This window comes from Edwardsiella ictaluri ATCC 33202 (assembly GCF_000264785.1).
Taxonomy (GTDB): Bacteria; Pseudomonadota; Gammaproteobacteria; order Enterobacterales; family Enterobacteriaceae; genus Edwardsiella; species Edwardsiella ictaluri.
Map to the genome: position 1 here is coordinate 1 of NZ_AFJI01000026.1, position 17,073 is coordinate 17,073.

The following is a 17,073-nucleotide window of genomic DNA, read 5'->3' on the forward strand; positions in this document are numbered from 1 at the left end:
TCCATCGAGCGGGTCGTTAGCTCAGTTGGTAGAGCAGTTGACTTTTAATCAATTGGTCGCAGGTTCGAATCCTGCACGACCCACCATTTTCCGCGTCAGACGATCTGTTACCTCGCTTCCTACGCAGCGTGCTTTTCCAGTTATCGCGCGACACCTCACCGCTCTCGCTCCGCTTACCTAGATTGTCCGTACGCTCATCCTTCTTTGATGCCCACACGGCGTCGGTGACGCCAGTGCATTAGTCTGTTACTAAGCGATTTCATTATTTTGATACTTCAAATACAGTGAGAAACGTAGAGTGATATTTCAGTTACATTTTTTTATTAATAAATATCAATTAATTATATAAAAACTAGGCGATAGAGCTCACCGTTTACAACGGCGTGAGAAAGCGGATAGATTGAAAAGTATCGCAATACGCCTTTTCTACGACACGAATGGATGCACTATGAGCTATCAGAACGACGATTTACGTATTAAACAGATCAAGGAACTGCTGCCTCCGGTGGCGCTGCTGGAAGCCTTTCCAGCTACCGCCTGTGCGGCCAGCACGGTGTCGCAGACCCGTAGCGCCATTCACCGTATCCTACAGGGAGAGGATGATCGCCTGCTGGTGATCATTGGTCCCTGTTCCATCCATGATCCGCAGGCGGCGCAGGAGTATGCCTCCCGTTTGCTGGCGCTGCGCAGTGCGTTGGCCGGTGAGTTGGAGATTGTAATGCGGGTTTACTTTGAGAAACCACGTACCACCGTGGGTTGGAAGGGGCTGATCAACGATCCACATATGGATGGCAGCTACTGTATCAACGACGGCCTGCGTAGTGCCCGCCGTCTGCTGCTGGAGATCAACGATAGCGGGATGCCAACTGCCGGGGAGTTTCTCGATATGATTACCCCGCAGTATCTGGCCGATCTGATGAGCTGGGGCGCCATCGGGGCCCGAACTACCGAGTCGCAGGTGCACCGTGAACTGGCCTCGGGGCTCTCTTGCCCCGTCGGCTTTAAAAACGGCACCGATGGTACCATCAAGGTCGCCATCGATGCCATCAACGCGGCCGGGGCACCACATTGCTTCCTGTCGGTGACCAAGTGGGGGCACTCGGCCATCGTCAATACCAGCGGTAACGGTGACTGCCATATCATTCTGCGCGGTGGCAAGGCTCCCAACTACAGCGCCGCCGACGTACAGATGGTGACGGCGGGTTTACGTCAGGCCGGTTTACCGCCTCAGGTAATGATCGACTTCAGCCATGCGAATAGCAGCAAGCAGTTCAAGCGTCAGATGGTGGTATGCGGGGATGTCTGTGCCCAGATGGCCGCCGGTGAGCAGGCTATTATGGGGGTGATGATCGAAAGCCATCTGGTGGAGGGAAATCAGAGCCCGGATGGCAGCGAGACGCTGCGTTATGGACAGAGCGTCACTGATGCCTGCATCGGCTGGGAGGACAGCGAGCGGGCCCTGCATCAGCTGGCCGACGCGGTACGCGCGCGCCGGACACGGCTAACCGCCTAGGTGCGCTGGCCGCCACGGAGCCCGGCGCCGTGGCGGAGTTAAGAAGGCGGGCTAGGTTAGCCTGCCTTGCCCTGATTGGCGACGGCGCTTTGGCGGGCGGCAATCTCGGTGGCGTCGCCGAGATAATAATGATGCAGCGGCCGCATATTTTTGTCGAACTCATATACCAGCGGAACGCCGGTCGGGATATTCAGCTCGACAATCTCGCCTTCGCTCAGGTGATCCAGATGCTTTACCAGCGCGCGCAGCGAATTGCCATGGGCGGCGATGATGATCCGCTCACCGGCGGAGATACGTGGTGCTATCTGCTGCTGCCAATAGGGGATCACCCGTTCAATGGTGGTGGCCAGGCTCTCGGTCAGCGGGAGTTCGTCGGCGCTCAGGGCCGCATAGCGCGGATCGTGACCGGGATAGCGGGGATCGTCCGGCGTCAGGGCCGGCGGGGTGATGGCAAAGGCGCGGCGCCATAGCTTGACCTGTTCATCGCCGTACTGCTGCGCGGTCTCTGCCTTGTTCAGTCCCTGCAGAGCGCCATAGTGACGCTCATTGAGCTTCCATGACTTCTCCACCGGCAGCCACGGCTGATCGAGCTTATCCAGTACGTGCCACAGAGTATGAATGGCACGTTTAAGCACGGAGGTGTAGGCGATGTCAAAGGAAAATCCCTGCGCCTTCAGAAGACGGCCTGCTGCCAGTGCCTCCTGGCGCCCCTTCTCTGACAGTTCAACGTCGGTCCAGCCGGTGAAGCGGTTTTCCCGGTTCCATTCGCTTTCGCCGTGGCGGAGCAGAACCAGTTTAGTGACAGCCATAGTGAGACTCCTTAATTACGACACTATAATGATAATTATTATCATTATAGTGTGTGGAATGCAATAACCCGGCGCACGTCTGGCGCTTTTCTCCGACCGCGTAGCGCTATCTTTTCAGTGTAGTCGATGCACCGCCGTGACAGATCGCGATTCGGGCGATTGCTGTCTCCCGGTGCGGATGGGATCCTATCCGCCTCTCATTTTTGCCGTTTCGGGGTTTTTCCCCATGGGATTGTTGATTATAGTTAACAGCTTGTTTCAATTGTTAACGCAAGGGCCTGCTCCGTGCCACCGGCGTCCGACATCGATTCCTCTCGGTATCGGGCACCGTCGGCGCCGATAGGGGTAAGTATGGCATCGATTCAGGATAGAGAGGTTCTACATGGAAGCAACCCCGTTGACCGCTGCAGTGACCAGCCCACCGTCGCAGCGGGGCTTGGTGATTATCGCGTTCGATATCGCGCTGCTGCTGCTGCTTAATACCCTGCCTTTTGAGGCAAAAGCCAATACCGGCCTGGCGCTGACCGTGTTTATCGGCGTGCTGTGGCTGACAGAGGCGGTACATGTAACCATCACGGCGCTGCTGGTGCCGCTGCTGGCGATCGGCTTTGGACTATTGGACGCCGGCGGCGCGCTGAAGTCTTTTTCTAACCCAACCATCTTTCTGTTTTTCGGCGGCTTTGTGTTGGCGACGGCGCTGCACGTGCAGGGGCTGGATCGCCTGATCGCCAACCGGCTGCTGCTTTTGGCCGGTGGGCGCATGGGGACGGCGGTATTGATGCTGTTCAGCGTCACCGCAATGCTCTCTATGTGGATCAGCAATACGGCAACGGCGGCGATGATGCTGCCGCTGGCGCTGGGGATCCTGGCTAACCTGGATCCGGTACGTGAGCGTAATACCTATGTGTTTCTGCTGCTGGGGATCGCCTACAGCGCCAGCATCGGTGGCCTCGGTACCCTGGTGGGCAGTCCGCCCAACGCTATCGCCGCAGCGCAGTTGGGGATCGACTTCCTCACCTGGATGAAGTTTGGCATCCCGGTGATGGTGGTGATGATGCCACTGATGATGGGGCTGCTTTACCTGATACTGCGCCCTAACCTGACGCACCGGGTGACGCTGCAGGTGGAGACCCTGGAGTGGACCTTGCCGCGCCTGATTGCGCTGGCTATCTTTGGGCTTACGGTCTCCGGCTGGATCTTCAGCACCCAGCTCAGTGCCCTGCTGGGCGGGATCAAGCAGTTTGATACCCTGGTTGCGGTGTCGGCCGCGGTGCTGATCGGCGCCACCGGGGTGGCCAGCTGGGAGCAGATCCAGCGCAATACGGAGTGGGGGGTGCTGATGTTGTTCGGTGGCGGACTGACCCTGAGCCTGATCCTGGAGGACTCCGGCGCCAGCACTATCTTGGCGCGCGGTATGGCCGATATCTTTGGGCAGAGCCACTGGTTTATCATTCTGCTGGTGGTGGCGGCATTCATCATTTTTCTGACCGAGTTTACCAGCAATACCGCCAGCGCCGCGCTGCTGGTGCCGGTATTCGCAACCCTCGCCAAGGCGCTGGGCATGCCGGAGAGCCTGCTGACGTTGGTGATCGGGATTGGCGCCTCCTGCGCCTTCATGCTGCCCGTGGCCACGCCGCCGAATGCCATCGTGTTCGGCTCGGGCTATATCCGCCAGCGGGAGATGGTGCGGGTCGGCTTTTGGCTCAACCTGGTCAGCATCGTTGCACTCAGCCTGTTCGCCTGGTTCTTCTGGCGCTGAGGTGCCCCGAGCCTGCCATCACCGCGCGGACGGATGTGCCGTCGCGCGCGGTGGTAGCTCTCAGCGCAGTCTGAACTGATAGTGGGTAAAAGCCCGGTAGGTCTCGCCGGGCTGCAGCATGCAGTCGGGCTGTGGCCATTCCGGATGGTTGGGGCTGTCGGGTAAAAACTCGCTCTCCAGCGCCACGCCGGCATAGTCGGCATAGTGGCCACCGCGGCGGTCGGGGGTGCCTGCAAGGAAATTCCCGCTGTAGAGCTGCAGTGCCGGAGCGTTGGTGTACAGCCGTAGGCTAACCCGGCCATCGGCGGCGCTCAGTACGGCGGCGGGATAGGCGCCGTCGGCGCAGCGCGCCTGCAGCAGATAGGCGTGGTCATAGCCCTTAGCTCGCTGCTGGTCGGCATCCCTGAGCAGATCCTGCCCCAACCGTTTGGCCTGGCGAAAGTCCATTCCGCTGCCTGACACGTCGGTCAGCGGTGCGCAGGGGATCCCTGCCTCATCCACCGGCAGGTAGCGATCGGCGTTCAGCTGCAGGCGCTGCGCCAGCGCATCGGTCTGCGCCTCGCCGTCCAGATTAAAGTAGGCATGGTTGGTCAGACAGACCGGGCAGGCGCGATCGACGCTGGCCTGCCAGCGGATCTCGACCCGATCGTCGTCGCTGAGGGCATAGCGGGTCTCTACCCTCAGGTTGCCGGGATAGCCCTGATCGCCGTCGGGTGAGTCCAGCCGGTAGGTCACCGATCGCGCATCGCAGGCGACCCGCTGCCAGCGGCACTTGTCAAACCCTTGCGGTCCGCCGTGCAGTTGATTGACGCTCTGGCTGGGCTGCAGTACGACGGTTTTCCCCTGGCGGGTGTAGCGGGCGAGGGCGATCCGGTTGGCATAGCGTCCCACGGTGGCGCCCAGAAAGGCCTGCTGCTGCGGGTATTGCCCGGCGCGCTGGCAGCCGAGCAGCACCTCGCGCGCCTGCCCGCCGGGCAGCGCCAGGCGACAGGAGAGCCAGGTTGCTCCCCAGTCCATCAGCAGCAGCGTGCTGCCCCGGGCGTTGTGCAGCGCGGTGAACTGAAAGGGGGCGCCGTCCGGCGCGGTCTCATACTGTGGCGCTGGGGTTAGCATACGCTGGCTCCCGCCGAGGGCTGACAGACGTAAAAAGTTTCCTTCAGGCCGGTACGGCCAGCGTAGTCACGGGCGACGGCGGCGCGTACCGGCTCGACCAGAGTCCGCGGTATCAGTGCGACGACGCAGCCGCCGAATCCGCCGCCGGTCATACGCACGCCGCCGCAATCGCCGATGACCCCCTTGACGATCCCGACCAGGGTATCGATGGGGGGAACTGTGATGGCGAAGTCATCGCGCATGGAGGCGTGGGACGCCGCCATCAGCTCACCCATCAGCACCAGATCGCCCGCGGCGAGCGCGTCGGCCGCCTGCAGCGTACGCTGGTTTTCGCTGATCACGTGGCGCGCGCGGCGGACGGTCAGCGCCGGAAGCCCGTGGGACTCGGCGGCGAAGCGCTGCGGGGTGACGTCGCGCAAGGCGTCGACGCCAAAGAATCGCGCTGCCGCTTCGCACTGCTGGCGGCGGGTGTTGTATTCGCTGTCGACCAGTCCGCGCTTGACGTTGGAGTTGATGATCACCACCGCGGCCTCCGGCGGCAGCGGCACCGCGCGGGTGGTCAGGGCGCGGCAGTCGATCAACAGGGCGTGCTGCGCCTGTCCAAGGGCGGAGATCAGCTGATCCATGATGCCACAGTTGCAGCCGACGAAGCGGTTTTCCGCCTCCTGGCCGTTGAGCGCCAGCGCGACGCCGTCCAGCGGCAGCTGATACGCTGCCTGCAGCGCTTGGCCGACGGCGACCTCCAGCGAGGCGGAGGAGCTGAGTCCCGCCCCCTGCGGTACGTTGCCGCTGATCACCATATCGATACCACCGATGCCGTCGCAGCGCTGCTGCAGGTGTTTTATCACCCCGCGGACATAGTTGCTCCACATCATATCGTCACGGGTGTCGATGGGCTGATTGAGGCTGAAGCTGTCCTGCTGACCGTTGTAGTCGGCGGCGATGACGCGTACCCGGCGATCGCTGCGCGGCGCACAGCTGATAACGGTCTGGTAGTCGATGGCGCACGGCAGTACAAAGCCATCGTTGTAGTCGGTGTGTTCACCGATCAGGTTGACCCGTCCCGGTGCCTGCACGCACAGCAGCGGCACATAGCCAAACTCACGGGTAAATATATCACGGGTCACGGCAATCAGGTCATGGAGGCGCATGGGTGTTCTCCTCTCGGGATCAGGCTTGGCTAAAGTGGACGTCGCTGACGGCACGCAGGCGTTCGGCCGCCTGCTCCGGCGTCAAATCGCGCTGGGTTTCCGCCAGCATTTCATATCCCACCATAAACTTGCGCACCGTAGCGGAGCGCAGCAGGGGCGGGTAAAAGTGGGCGTGTAGCTGCCAGTGATCGGCCTTATCCTGGTTGAACGGTGCGCCGTGCCACCCCATGGAGTAGGGAAATGCGCAGTGGAACAGGTTGTCGTAACGGCTGGTCAGTTTTTTCAGCGCCAGTGCCAGATCGCCGCGCTGCGCCGCATCGATATCGGGCAGGCGCAGCAGGTGCGCCTTGGGCAGCAGCAGGGTTTCGAATGGCCAGGCGGCCCAGTAGGGCACCACCGCCAGCCAGTGGCGGGTCTCCACCACGGTGCGGCTGCCGTCATCCAGCTCGCGCTGCAGATAGTCGAGCAGCAGCGGACGGCGATGGCGGGCGAAGTAGTCGCGCTGCAGCCGATCTTCGCGCGCCGCCTCGTTGGGCAGGAAGCTGTTGGCCCAGATCTGGCCGTGCGGGTGGGGATTCGAGCAGCCCATGGCCGCGCCTTTATTCTCAAAGACCTGTACCCAGGGGTAGCGGCTGCCCAGCTCGGCGCTCTGCTGCTGCCAGGTTTCGATCACCGCCTCCAGCGCCGGCAGCGTCAGCTGCGGCAGGGTCTTGCTGTGGTCGGGCGAGAAGCAGATCACCCGGCTGGTGCCACGCGCGCTGGCGCTGCGCATCAGTGTGTCGTCGCTGTGCGGTGCATCGGGGGTATCGGGCATCAGGGCGGCAAAGTCGTTGGTAAACACATGGGTTGCGCGGTAGTCCGGATTGCGATCGCCGGTAACGCGCAGGTTGCCCGGGCACAGGTAGCAGTCGGGATCGTGCGCCGGCAGGGCCGTAACGGCCGGTGTCTCCTGCGCACCTTGCCAGGGGCGCTTGGCGCGGTGCGGTGACACCAGCACCCACTGATCGCTGAGGGGGTTGTAGCGGCGGTGCGGGTGATCCACCGGATTAAAGGGAATGCTCATCGCTACGCTCCTTACTGTGGGTAACCGGTGGGGTTCTGTGACTGCCAGCGCCAGGTGTCCTCGACCATCGCCTGTAGCGTGTGGCTGACCCGCCAGTTCAGCTCGCGATCGGCCTTGACGGCGTCGGCCCAGTAGGCGGGTAGATCGCCCTCTCTGCGCGGGGCAAAGCGGTAGGGCAGCACCTTACCACAGGCGCGGCTGAAGGCGTCCACCACCTGTAGAACGCTGTAGCCAACCCCGGCGCCGAGGTTGTAGATGTGCACGCCGGGCCGTTGGGTCTTGGCCTGTAGTGCCGCCAGATGGCCATCGGCCAGATCCATCACGTGAATGTAATCGCGTACGCCGGTGCCGTCGGGCGTTGGATAGTCGTTGCCGAAAATAGTCAGGGCGTCGCGGCGGCCGATGGCTACCTGGGAGATATAGGGCATCAGGTTGTTGGGGATCCCCTGCGGATCCTCGCCCATCAGGCCGGAGGGGTGGGCGCCGACCGGATTGAAGTAGCGCAGCAGGGTAACGCTCCACTGCGGCGCCGCACGCTGCAGATCCTGTAGGATTTGCTCCACCATCAGCTTGCTGCGGCCATAGGGACTGGCGGGCATGCCGGTGGGCATGGTTTCGACATAGGGTATCTGGGGCTGCTCGCCATAGACGGTGGCGGAAGAGCTGAAGATGATGTTATGCACCCCGGCGTCGCCCATGGCCTCCAGCAGGATCAGCGTACCGCCGACGTTATTGTCGTAGTAGGCCAGCGGCTGCTGCACCGATTCGCCGACGGCCTTCAGGCCGGCAAAGTGGATCACGGCGTCGATGGCCTGCTCGGCAAAGATGCGCTTGAGCAGCGCCCGATCGCGAACATCCCCCTGATACAGCCGCGGGCGTGTGCCGGTCAGGGTGGCGATACGATCCAGCACGCTGGCCTTGCTGTTGCACTGATTATCGAGGATGACCGGCGTATGGCCCGCTTGCAGCAGCTGAACGCAGGTATGGCTGCCAATGTAACCGCTTCCTCCGGTGACTAATACAATCATGTTGGACTCCCAATGCGATGCCAATAATAGAAAGATAGCATGCTCATGGGCTTAAAAAGGTGATCCGCACGGTAAAAATGGAATCGTTTACATTGGATAGCTAAACGCCACTTTTCAGTGAAAATGGCGCATTTATGGAATTTGATTCAGAGAGGTGGCTATTGCGAAACGTTGTTTGTGGTATCGTTTACATAACGCCAACGCTTCTCCCGGCGGCTCAAGGCCGATAGAGCGGGTAGGTAAAAAACAGCAGGTGCAGCATATTCAGAGCGAAGTGGAACAGGGTGGCTACCCACAGGCGCCCGCTCCATTGCCAGGCCAGGCCGTAAATGATCCCGGCGAGGGTGGCGAAGATGGCCAACAGCGGGCCGCCGCTCAGGTGGTCCAGCCCAAACAGAATGGCGCTGATCGGCAGCGCAATCCATGGCCCAAGCCAGACGCCCAGGCGCTGTTGCAGGTAGCCGCGAAATAGCGCCTCCTCTGCCAGGGAGACAAACAGCAGATTGATAATGGCAAAGAGCAGCGCCCAGGCGGGCCAGTGCGGTTCAATTTGCAGGCCGCCCAGCGCGACGGCCAGCAGCAGCAGGGCCGGTACGCTGAGCAACAGTATGCCCCAGCGCCACGGCGCGACGGAGGCTGCGCCAGGACGGCGCAGAAGCGTAGGATAGAGTGCCAGCAGCAGCAGCGGCACCAGCGCCTTATCCAGGTTGGCATACAGGGTAAATGGGGCGCTGTGCGGCCCGGCACTCACCCGATCCAGTAACAGCGGATTGTGAAAGCCGGGAAAATAGTGTTTGTAGAGGGCGATAATACCAAGGAGGAGTGCGATCTCACTGATGCCACGCCAGAGCGGAGGCAGAGACAGGCGCTGGCGTAACGATAGCAGCAGCCCCATCAGCGCCAGAATGGCGATGGCCGGCAGCGTGATGAATCCCTGCTGCGCAAGGAGGAGGACGCTGAGTCCGGCCAGCAAAAAGGCGGTGCGGGGCGCCAGCGCCAGCAGCGCCGGCGGCAGTAACATGATCCACCACATAAATATTCCCTTAGGTGTTGTTAATGATTATCGTCATTTGTTTTCAATTATGTTATCACGGCGGGGTAAACCGCCGTTAAACGCCGGACAGGGCAGACCGGGGAGGGGAGAGGTCTGCCCCGGGGCACACAGCGTTTTACGTCAGGGTGGCGATAATGACCCGATCGGCGTTAAACAGGGCATTGATCGGCATGCCGACGTTCAGGTGCAGCTGGCTCATGGTGCGGTTATCGACGGTGGCGCACAGGGTTTCACCGCCGGGCAGCGCGATCAACACCTCGCTGTTGTCGCTGCCGGCCTGAATATGGCTGACCTGGCCGCTCAGCGCATTGTCGGCGGCGCCGCACAGGGCGTTGTCGATGCACAGGCGGATCCAGGGTGCCTTGATCAGCACCAGCACCTCTTTACCCGGCCGCAGTGCCAGGCGACGGGCGCTCTGGGCGGTTACGGCGGCGCGCAGACAGGTCTTTCCGTCTGCCAGCTGCACCAGCAGGTGTTGCTGGACCGACTCCTCTCCGCGCTCGATGACGGTGCCGAAAAACTGGTTGCGGGCGCTGGTCTGCAGGGAGAAGCGGGCGATCGCCGCCAGCAGACTGTCTAGAGGCAGATCGTCGGTTTTCAGTACGTCGAAGGCTTTCTGTTGGATTTGTTCCAGCAGATCGTACAGCGCTATCAGGCGCTCGCCGTAGCGGGTCAGCCGGGCGCCGCCGCCACCTTTGCCGCCGGTGGCACGCTTGACGATCTCGTCGTCCGCCAGCTGGTTCATTTCATTGATGGCATCCCAGGCGCTTTTATAGCTGATCCCGGCCAGCCTGGCTCCCTGGCTGATGGATCCGGTATGACGCACCTGTTTGAGCAGCTCGATGCGGCGCGGATCGGCAAACAGACGATCCTGTAGTTTAAGGGTGAGTAAAATATCGGCTTGCATGGCGGCTCCTCGCATTGATGCCCCCCTTATTGTGGCTGATCCGGCACCCGTCAGGCAAACCGCGAGTATCGCACGGATTGAACAATGCCAAACGCTATCGGCTGGGTTACACTGTGGAACAGGATGCTGCCTTTTTGCGCCGCTTGCGGCGAAGTCAACGGTAGATTAGCGCACTGTGCATATCAATGGAGAGTTAAGTCAGCCATGTTTGAATTGCTGAAGAGTCTGGTTGTCGCCGCCATCATGGTACCCGTGGTGATGGCGATTATTATGGGGCTTATCTGGGGAATGGGGGAGCTGTGTAACCTGATCTCCGCCTGGGGCCACCCGGAAGAGAAAGAGTCCTGAGATCCGCAGCGCGACGTCCCCATGCGGGGGGCCTATCGCGCCGCTGTGTTTCCGACATCGCCCGGCAAAGCCGGGCGATGTGCTGTCTGGCGCTGCCACTTTCCATCCGCCGCGGAGGCTGCCGTGTTTTCCGATGACCAACTACATGATATCAACCTGATCGCCCGCTTTTTGGCCTGCGATGCGTTCGCCGGAGCGAGGCCCGCTGTCGGCAGCGCCGATCTGCTGGTGTTGCTGGGTAACGCCCTGCTGCCGACCGCCTGGCGCAGCTTCGACGCCGTGCGCGTCGGCGTGGCACCGCGGCTGCTGATCGCCGGCGGAATCGGCCACTCCACGCCGCTGCTGTATCAGGCGCTGGCCGATGAACCGGCGGCCAGCGGGCTGGCGACGGCGGGGCAGGCCGAAGCCCCGCTGCTGGCGGCACTGGCTCTCCGGCAGGGAGTGCTGGTGCCGTCGCAGATCTGGCTGGAGAGCGCGTCGACCAACTGCGGGGAGAACGCGCGCTTTGCCCGCGCGCTGCTGCAGGAGAAGGGGGCGACGCCGTCGCGCCTGCTGCTGGTACAGGATCCCCTGATGCAGCGCCGCACGCTGGCAACCTTTTTGCGGGTCTGGCAGGATCGCCCCACGGTGCAGTTTGCCAGCTGGCCGACCTTTGTGCCCCGCCTGGAGCGCAGCGCCGACGGGGTGACGATCGCGGGGGCCCCCGGCGCCCTGTGGCCGCTGGAGCGCTTTATGTCGCTGCTGCTGGGGGAGATCCCGCGCCTGCGCGACGATGAGCGGGGTTACGGGCCGCGCGGGCGCGATTTTATCGCCCATGTCACCATTCCCGATACGGTGGAGGCCGCCTTTACGCGGGTGGCGGCGTCGCTGGGGGGGCGCTATGGCTTCCGGCTGGCCTAAGTGAGCTGCCGCGCGGGTGATACATCTGCGCCGTGGTCACGCCTAAATGCCAACGGCGTCATATTTAGCGCTTTTTTCAGTGTTCTTGCCCGTGCTAACGCCATATAATCGTTTATACAACGAGATAACCGAGTGACGCGGGGAGATGTGATGAGAACATGGAATAGGTTACTGGCGGGGGCCGTACTGGCCGTCGGCGTCTGCCAGGGCGCCCAGGCCGGAGACAAGGTGATGGTCTTTGCCGCCGCCTCCCTGACCAACGCACTGCAGGAGATTGCGGCGCAGTACCAGCAGGGTAAGCAGGTGAACATCGTGACCTCGTTCGCCTCCTCCTCGACGCTGGCGCGTCAGATCGATCAGGGGGCGCCAGCCGATCTGTTCATCTCCGCCGATCAGAAGTGGATGAACTATGCCATCGACAAACACACCATGGTGGCCGAGACCCGCTATACCCTGCTGGGGAATCAGCTGGTGCTGGTGGCGCCGACTGACAGTAAGCTGGGTCAAATTACCATCAATGCGCAGACTCACTGGAAAAAACTGCTGGATGGCGGCCGTCTGGCGGTAGGCGATCCGGACCACGTGCCGGCGGGGATCTATGCCAAGGAGTCGCTGCAGACACTGGGGGCCTGGGAGATGCTGTCGCCATTGATGGCGCGGGCCAATGACGTGCGTGCGGCGCTGGCGCTGGTTGAGCGCGGCGAGGCGCCGCTGGGGATCGTATACGGCTCCGACGCCGTGGCCAGCAAAAAGGTGAAGGTGGTTGGGGTCTTCCCGGCGGACAGCCATAAGCCGGTGGAGTACCCGATGGCGATCGTCAAGGGGAAACAGAGCCCGGCGGTCGACGCCTTCTACGATTATCTGAAGGGGCCACAGGCGGCCACCGTCTTTACCCGTTACGGCTTCACCCCGCGTTAATCCGTGAGTATGTTTCTCAGTCCCTACGAATGGGAGGCCGTGGTGCTGAGCCTGCAGGTGGCGGGCACCGCGGTGATCTTCAGTCTGCCGCTGGGCATTGCGACCGCCTGGGTGCTGGTGCGCTACCGGTTTCCCGGTAAGTCGCTGCTGGACAGCGTGATCCACCTGCCGCTGGTGCTGCCGCCGGTGGTCATCGGCTACCTGCTGCTGCTGGCGATGGGGCGCAAGGGGGTCATCGGTGCCTGGCTGTACAGCTGGTTTGGCTTCAGCTTCAGCTTCAGCTGGCATGGCGCCGCGCTGGCGTCGGCGGTGGTGGCGTTTCCGCTGATGGTGCGCGCCATTCGTCTGGCGCTGGCCTCGGTGGATCGGCGCCTGGAGCAGGCGGCGCGCACGCTGGGCGCCAGCCCACTGCGGGTCTTTTTTACCATTACCCTACCCCTGTCGTTTCCCGGCATTCTGGCCGGGACGGTGCTGGCCTTCGCCCGCTCGCTGGGTGAATTTGGCGCCACCATTACCTTTGTATCCAATATTCCCGGTGAGACGCGCACCATCCCGCTGGCGATGTATACCCTGATCGAGACGCCGGGCGCTGAATCGGAGGCGGCCCGGTTGTGTGCGATCGCCATTGCACTGTCGCTGCTGTCGCTGATGCTCTCCGAGTGGCTGGCGCGCTGGAGTCAGAAACGGCTGGGAGGTGGCTGAGATGTTGCATATTGATCTTCGCCAGCGCCTGGGCGATCTGGATCTGCGGGTCGATGCCGATCTGCCGGGCGAGGGGATCACCGCCATCTTCGGCCTGTCCGGGGCGGGCAAGACCTCGCTGATTAACGCCATCGGCGGACTGACGCGTCCGCAGCAGGGGCGCATTGTGCTCAACGGACGCACGCTGGTGGACTGCGAGCGCGGGATCTGTCTGCCGCCGGAGCAGCGGCGCATCGGCTATGTGTTCCAGGATGCACGCCTGTTTCCCCACTACCGGGTGCGCGGCAACCTGACCTATGGCATGGCGGCGCAGATGCGCGGGCAGTTTGACGATATCGTCGGCCTGTTGGGCATCGACGCGCTGCTGGAGCGCTTTCCGCGCACCCTCTCCGGCGGCGAGATGCAGCGGGTGGCCATCGGTCGCGCCCTGCTGACCGCGCCGGAGTTGCTGCTGATGGATGAGCCGCTGGCCTCCCTGGATCTGCCGCGTAAGCGTGAGCTGCTGCCCTATCTGGAGCGTCTGGCGCGCGATGTGCGCACGCCCATTCTGTACGTCAGCCACAGCATGGAGGAGATCCTGCGCCTGGCGCAGCACGTGCTGCTGCTGGATCGCGGGCAGATGCGCGCCTTTGGCCGTCTGGAGGCGGTGTGGGCCAGCAGCGCCCTGCGTCCCTGGCTGCAAAAGGAGGAGCCGAGCAGCGTGCTCAACGTGCGTCTTGATCGTCACCATCCGCACTACGCGATGAGCGCCCTGGCGCTGGGCGCACAGTGTCTGTGGGTGAGCCGTCAGGCGGGTGAGCCGGGGGATCGGCTGCGGCTGCGCATCAACGCGGCGGATGTCTCGCTGGTGCGGGAGGTGCCGCGCGCCAGCAGCATCCGCAATATTCTGGCGGTCAGCGTGGTCGAGCTGCTGGAGGTGGAGGGGCAGGTGGACGTTAAGCTGGCGCTGGAGGGGGAGACCCTGTGGGCGCGGATCACCCCCTGGGCGCGTGACGATCTGGGGCTGGCGCCGGGCCAGCGCCTGTACGCCCAGATTAAGAGCGTGTCCATCAACCAATAGGCCCGACGGCGGCGTCACGGCGGGTGCCGTGACGCGATACCCCGCTGATTACGACAGTACGCGACGGCGCAGGAAGTCGGCGATGGCCGGGGTCTCATTGCTGCCGATGCTCTCCGCGGCGCGCGCCTTAACGGCGTCGGCGCTGTTGCCCATGGCCACGCCGAGGCCGACAGACTCCAGCATACTGATATCATTAAAGTTATCGCCAAAGGCGACCACCTGGTCCATCGCGATGCCGCGCGCGGCGGCGTACTCGGCCAGGCGGCGCCCCTTGCTGTTTCCCGCCTGCGCCACATCCACCTGATCGTGCCATGACCATTCGCAGGCCAGCCCCAGATCGCGCTCGATGCCGGCGGCGAAGTCGCGCAGGCGCTCGGTGTCCTCGTCTGAGGTCGCGAACTTCCAGATGGCGCCGGCCTGCCCGGCGGCGGTATGCAGGCTGTCGACCTGCTGCAACACCGGGCGCTGATCCGCCGGCAGGGACTCCGCCCAGGCGTGAGAGCGCAGTACGTGGCCGGTCGGCCGCTGGTAGAGCATCGCGTTATCCACATACATCAGTCCATGGATCTGCTGCTGCTCCAGGCGCGCCAGCACCGCCCGCGCCTGCTCGGGGCGCAGCGGATCGGCGGCCAGTACGCGCCGGGCGGGGTAGTCGTACAGGTAGGTGCCATTGCAGCAGATGGCCGGCGTATCCAGCTGCAGGGCCTGATAAAACGGATGGATGGCGACATGGTGACGGCCGGTGACGATCATCACCTCCAGCCCGGCGGCGCGCGCCTCGGCCAGTGCCGCCAGAGATTCCGGCAGGATCTGTTTATGCGCGTTGAGCAGGGTGCCGTCCAGATCGAGGGCAATCAAGCGATAGTGCATTGGCGATACCTTAAATCAATGGGGTTTGCGCCAAATGTTACACCGGATGTCCACAGGGGGACAGCGCCGGGATCAATAGCCCATAGCGGCACCGGCGGGACGTCTGGCATCGCTGGCGGCGTAGAGATGGCCGGGACGCATTACGCCGGAGAGTGCGGCATCATTGCCGGAGCTGGCTGCCGTTTTAGAGGCTGACAGTGGTGCGCGGACAATGATTTCTGCTGCGCCCCAGGGGGTCTGCTCCTCCAGCGTGTAGCCACGCGCGCGGAGGAGTTTCTGGGTATCCGGAGAGAGCCCGCGCTGCTCCATGTATAGGCGATCCGGAACCCCTTGATAGTGAATACGCGCGGCGTCGATCGCCTCCTGCGGCGCCATGCCATGGTCGATGAGGTTCAGCGCATTTTGCAGGATGATGCTGATGATGCGCGAACCGCCGGGGGAGCCAAGGGCCATAACCACCCGCTCCTGTTGTAACACCAGCGTCGGTGCCATGGAAGAGAGCGGACGTTTTCCCGCTGCGATGGTATTTTTTTCCCCTTGAACCAGGCCATACAGGTTGGCTTTCCCCGGCTGGATCGTGAAATCGTCCATCTCATTATTGAGAAAGAATCCACCTGGCGCCATGACTAGCGCACCGAAGCGCCCGTTAAGGGTGTAGGTGGTAGAGACGGCATTCCCCTGTTTATCAATGACCGAGTAGTGGGTCGTCTCCGGCTTTTCTTTATTGCTCTGTGGCGCAGCGGCTAACCCCGGCTGCGCGGTGTTGATACGCTGACGGATCTCGGCGGCATAGGCTTTACTGAGCAGACGTTTGACCGGGATATCGACAAAGTCGGGGTCCCCTAACAGAGTATTACGATCCTGATAAGCGTAACGCATCGCCTCGACCATCCAGCTGATGCTCTGGGCGGAGTTAAATCCAGCCTGGGCGATATCATACCCCTCCAGAATATTGAGCAGCAGGCACAGGGTGATGCCGCCGGAGCTGGGCGGAGGAGAAGAGAGAAATTGGTAACCGCGGTAGTGACAGGAGATCGGCGGAGTTTCACTAATGCGGTAGTCGGCGAAGTCTTGCGGCGTGATGATACCGCCGTGGGTACGGAGCGCCTGGCTGGTGGCCTGCGGTAATGCACCGTGGTAGAAAGCCTGAGCGCCTTGCGTAGCCAGCATCTGCAGGGTATCGGCCAGCTCAGGTTGCGTCAGGCGATCGCCAGGCTGCAGCGGGCTACCATCAGGCCGGAAAAAACGTACGCGCGCCAGCGGATCGGCATACAGCCGGCTCCGTTGGCTATCGATGATATCGGTATCACCGCGTGTCAGGATAAACCCTTGCCGGGCAAGGCGGATGGCCGGTGCCATGACCAGCTGGCGGGTGAGCGTGCCATAGCGCTGTAGTGCATGATCAAGCCCGGCGACGGTGCCTGGAACGGCGACGGCGAGGTAGCCATACAGGCTACTGTCCGGGCGTAGCTCGCCCTGGGCATTGAGATACATGTCGGCGCTGGCCGCTGCGGGGGCTTTTTCACGAAAATTGATAAAGGTATTTTTGCCATTGGCCAGATGGAGCGTCATAAAGCCACCGCCGCCAATATTGCCACAGCAGGGATTGACCACGGCCAGCGCATACCCCATCGCGACGGCGGCATCAACGGCGTTGCCCCCGGCTTGCAGGATCTGTAACCCCACTGCGGAGGCTAACCGCTGTTCACTGACCACCGCACCCTGTTGAGCCTCGATGGCGGGCAGCGTTGCTGCCTGCAACGTGGTCAGGGGCAGCAGTGTCAACAGGGCCGTGATACGGGTGGCCAGCCGTAGGAATCGGGTCATCGTCACTCTCCGTGTACAGAGGCTGTAGGGTGTGCCCGGTGCCGGGCGCTA

16 protein-coding genes and 1 tRNA gene are annotated in these 17,073 nt (G+C 62.5%); 8 read left to right on the forward strand and 9 right to left on the reverse strand.

Annotation, left to right across the window (positions count from 1 at the left end; translation table 11 throughout):
- Nucleotides 1-10: 10 nt before the first annotated feature.
- A tRNA-Lys gene (locus tag EIEH_RS03340) sits at nt 11-86 on the forward strand.
- 362 nt (nt 87-448) lie between these two features.
- Nucleotides 449-1,513, forward strand: a complete 1,065-nt coding sequence (gene aroG, locus EIEH_RS03345) for a 3-deoxy-7-phosphoheptulonate synthase AroG (RefSeq protein ID WP_015872111.1) — start codon at nt 449-451, stop codon at nt 1,511-1,513.
- Between the two features lie 56 nt (nt 1,514-1,569).
- Here aroG and gpmA read toward each other — a convergent pair whose 3' ends face one another.
- Nucleotides 1,570-2,322, reverse strand: coding sequence for a 2,3-diphosphoglycerate-dependent phosphoglycerate mutase (gpmA, locus tag EIEH_RS03350; protein WP_015872110.1), 753 nt, complete (start codon nt 2,320-2,322; stop codon nt 1,570-1,572).
- Between the two features lie 382 nt (nt 2,323-2,704).
- Between gpmA and EIEH_RS03355 the strand changes: the two genes are divergently transcribed.
- Nucleotides 2,705-4,081 carry an SLC13 family permease gene (locus EIEH_RS03355; protein WP_015872109.1) on the forward strand — a complete coding sequence of 459 codons (1,377 nt, stop codon included), beginning with the start codon at nt 2,705-2,707 and terminating at the stop codon, nt 4,079-4,081.
- A 60-nt stretch (nt 4,082-4,141) separates the two neighbouring features.
- Here the strand turns inward: EIEH_RS03355 and galM are convergent, their stop codons facing one another.
- The 6 genes from galM to modE form a co-directional block, all read right to left on the reverse strand.
- Nucleotides 4,142-5,194, reverse strand: coding sequence for a galactose-1-epimerase (gene galM / locus EIEH_RS03360; RefSeq protein ID WP_015872108.1), 1,053 nt, complete (start codon nt 5,192-5,194; stop codon nt 4,142-4,144).
- Nucleotides 5,188-6,345, reverse strand: coding sequence for a galactokinase (galK, locus tag EIEH_RS03365; protein ID WP_015872107.1), 1,158 nt, complete (start codon nt 6,343-6,345; stop codon nt 5,188-5,190). Before galK ends, galM begins: the two co-directional genes overlap by 7 nt.
- Nucleotides 6,346-6,364: 19 nt before the next feature.
- Nucleotides 6,365-7,408, reverse strand: coding sequence for a galactose-1-phosphate uridylyltransferase (galT, locus tag EIEH_RS03370; protein WP_015872106.1), 1,044 nt, complete (start codon nt 7,406-7,408; stop codon nt 6,365-6,367).
- Nucleotides 7,409-7,419: 11 nt separating this feature from the next.
- Nucleotides 7,420-8,436, reverse strand: a complete 1,017-nt coding sequence (gene galE, locus EIEH_RS03375; protein ID WP_015872105.1) for a UDP-glucose 4-epimerase GalE — start codon at nt 8,434-8,436, stop codon at nt 7,420-7,422.
- Nucleotides 8,437-8,653: 217 nt separating this feature from the next.
- Nucleotides 8,654-9,469, reverse strand: a complete 816-nt coding sequence (locus tag EIEH_RS03380; protein WP_015872104.1) for a CPBP family intramembrane glutamic endopeptidase — start codon at nt 9,467-9,469, stop codon at nt 8,654-8,656.
- Nucleotides 9,470-9,605: 136 nt separating this feature from the next.
- Nucleotides 9,606-10,397: a molybdenum-dependent transcriptional regulator gene (modE, locus tag EIEH_RS03385; RefSeq protein WP_015872103.1), complete on the reverse strand. Its 792-nt coding sequence runs from the start codon at nt 10,395-10,397 to the stop codon at nt 9,606-9,608.
- 204 nt (nt 10,398-10,601) lie between these two features.
- On the opposite strand from modE, the gene EIEH_RS17245 reads away from it, so the two are divergent.
- The 5 genes from EIEH_RS17245 (at nt 10,602) to modC (ending at nt 14,325) form a co-directional block, all read left to right on the forward strand.
- On the forward strand, nt 10,602-10,745 hold the full coding sequence (locus tag EIEH_RS17245) for an AcrZ family multidrug efflux pump-associated protein (RefSeq protein ID WP_012849388.1): 144 nt from the start codon (nt 10,602-10,604) through the stop codon (nt 10,743-10,745).
- Nucleotides 10,746-10,868: 123 nt separating this feature from the next.
- Nucleotides 10,869-11,645, forward strand: coding sequence for a YdcF family protein (locus tag EIEH_RS03395; protein ID WP_015872102.1), 777 nt, complete (start codon nt 10,869-10,871; stop codon nt 11,643-11,645).
- Between the two features lie 150 nt (nt 11,646-11,795).
- Nucleotides 11,796-12,563 (forward strand): molybdate ABC transporter substrate-binding protein, encoded by a 768-nt coding sequence (modA, locus tag EIEH_RS03400; protein ID WP_015872101.1) that lies wholly within the window; start codon nt 11,796-11,798, stop codon nt 12,561-12,563.
- 9 nt (nt 12,564-12,572) lie between these two features.
- The gene (gene modB, locus EIEH_RS03405) at nt 12,573-13,265 is read left to right on the forward strand and encodes a molybdate ABC transporter permease subunit (RefSeq protein WP_015872100.1); all 693 of its coding nucleotides are present in this window, start codon (nt 12,573-12,575) and stop codon (nt 13,263-13,265) included.
- A 1-nt stretch (nt 13,266) separates the two neighbouring features.
- Nucleotides 13,267-14,325, forward strand: coding sequence for a molybdenum ABC transporter ATP-binding protein ModC (gene modC, locus EIEH_RS03410; RefSeq protein WP_015872099.1), 1,059 nt, complete (start codon nt 13,267-13,269; stop codon nt 14,323-14,325).
- A gap of 48 nt (nt 14,326-14,373) precedes the next feature.
- Here modC and EIEH_RS03415 read toward each other — a convergent pair whose 3' ends face one another.
- A complete protein-coding gene (locus tag EIEH_RS03415; protein WP_015872098.1) occupies nt 14,374-15,195 on the reverse strand; it encodes a pyridoxal phosphatase in 822 nt (273 codons plus the stop codon).
- A 72-nt stretch (nt 15,196-15,267) separates the two neighbouring features.
- Nucleotides 15,268-17,022 carry a gamma-glutamyltransferase gene (gene ggt, locus EIEH_RS03420; RefSeq protein ID WP_015872097.1) on the reverse strand — a complete coding sequence of 585 codons (1,755 nt, stop codon included), beginning with the start codon at nt 17,020-17,022 and terminating at the stop codon, nt 15,268-15,270.
- Nucleotides 17,023-17,073: the final 51 nt, after the last annotated feature.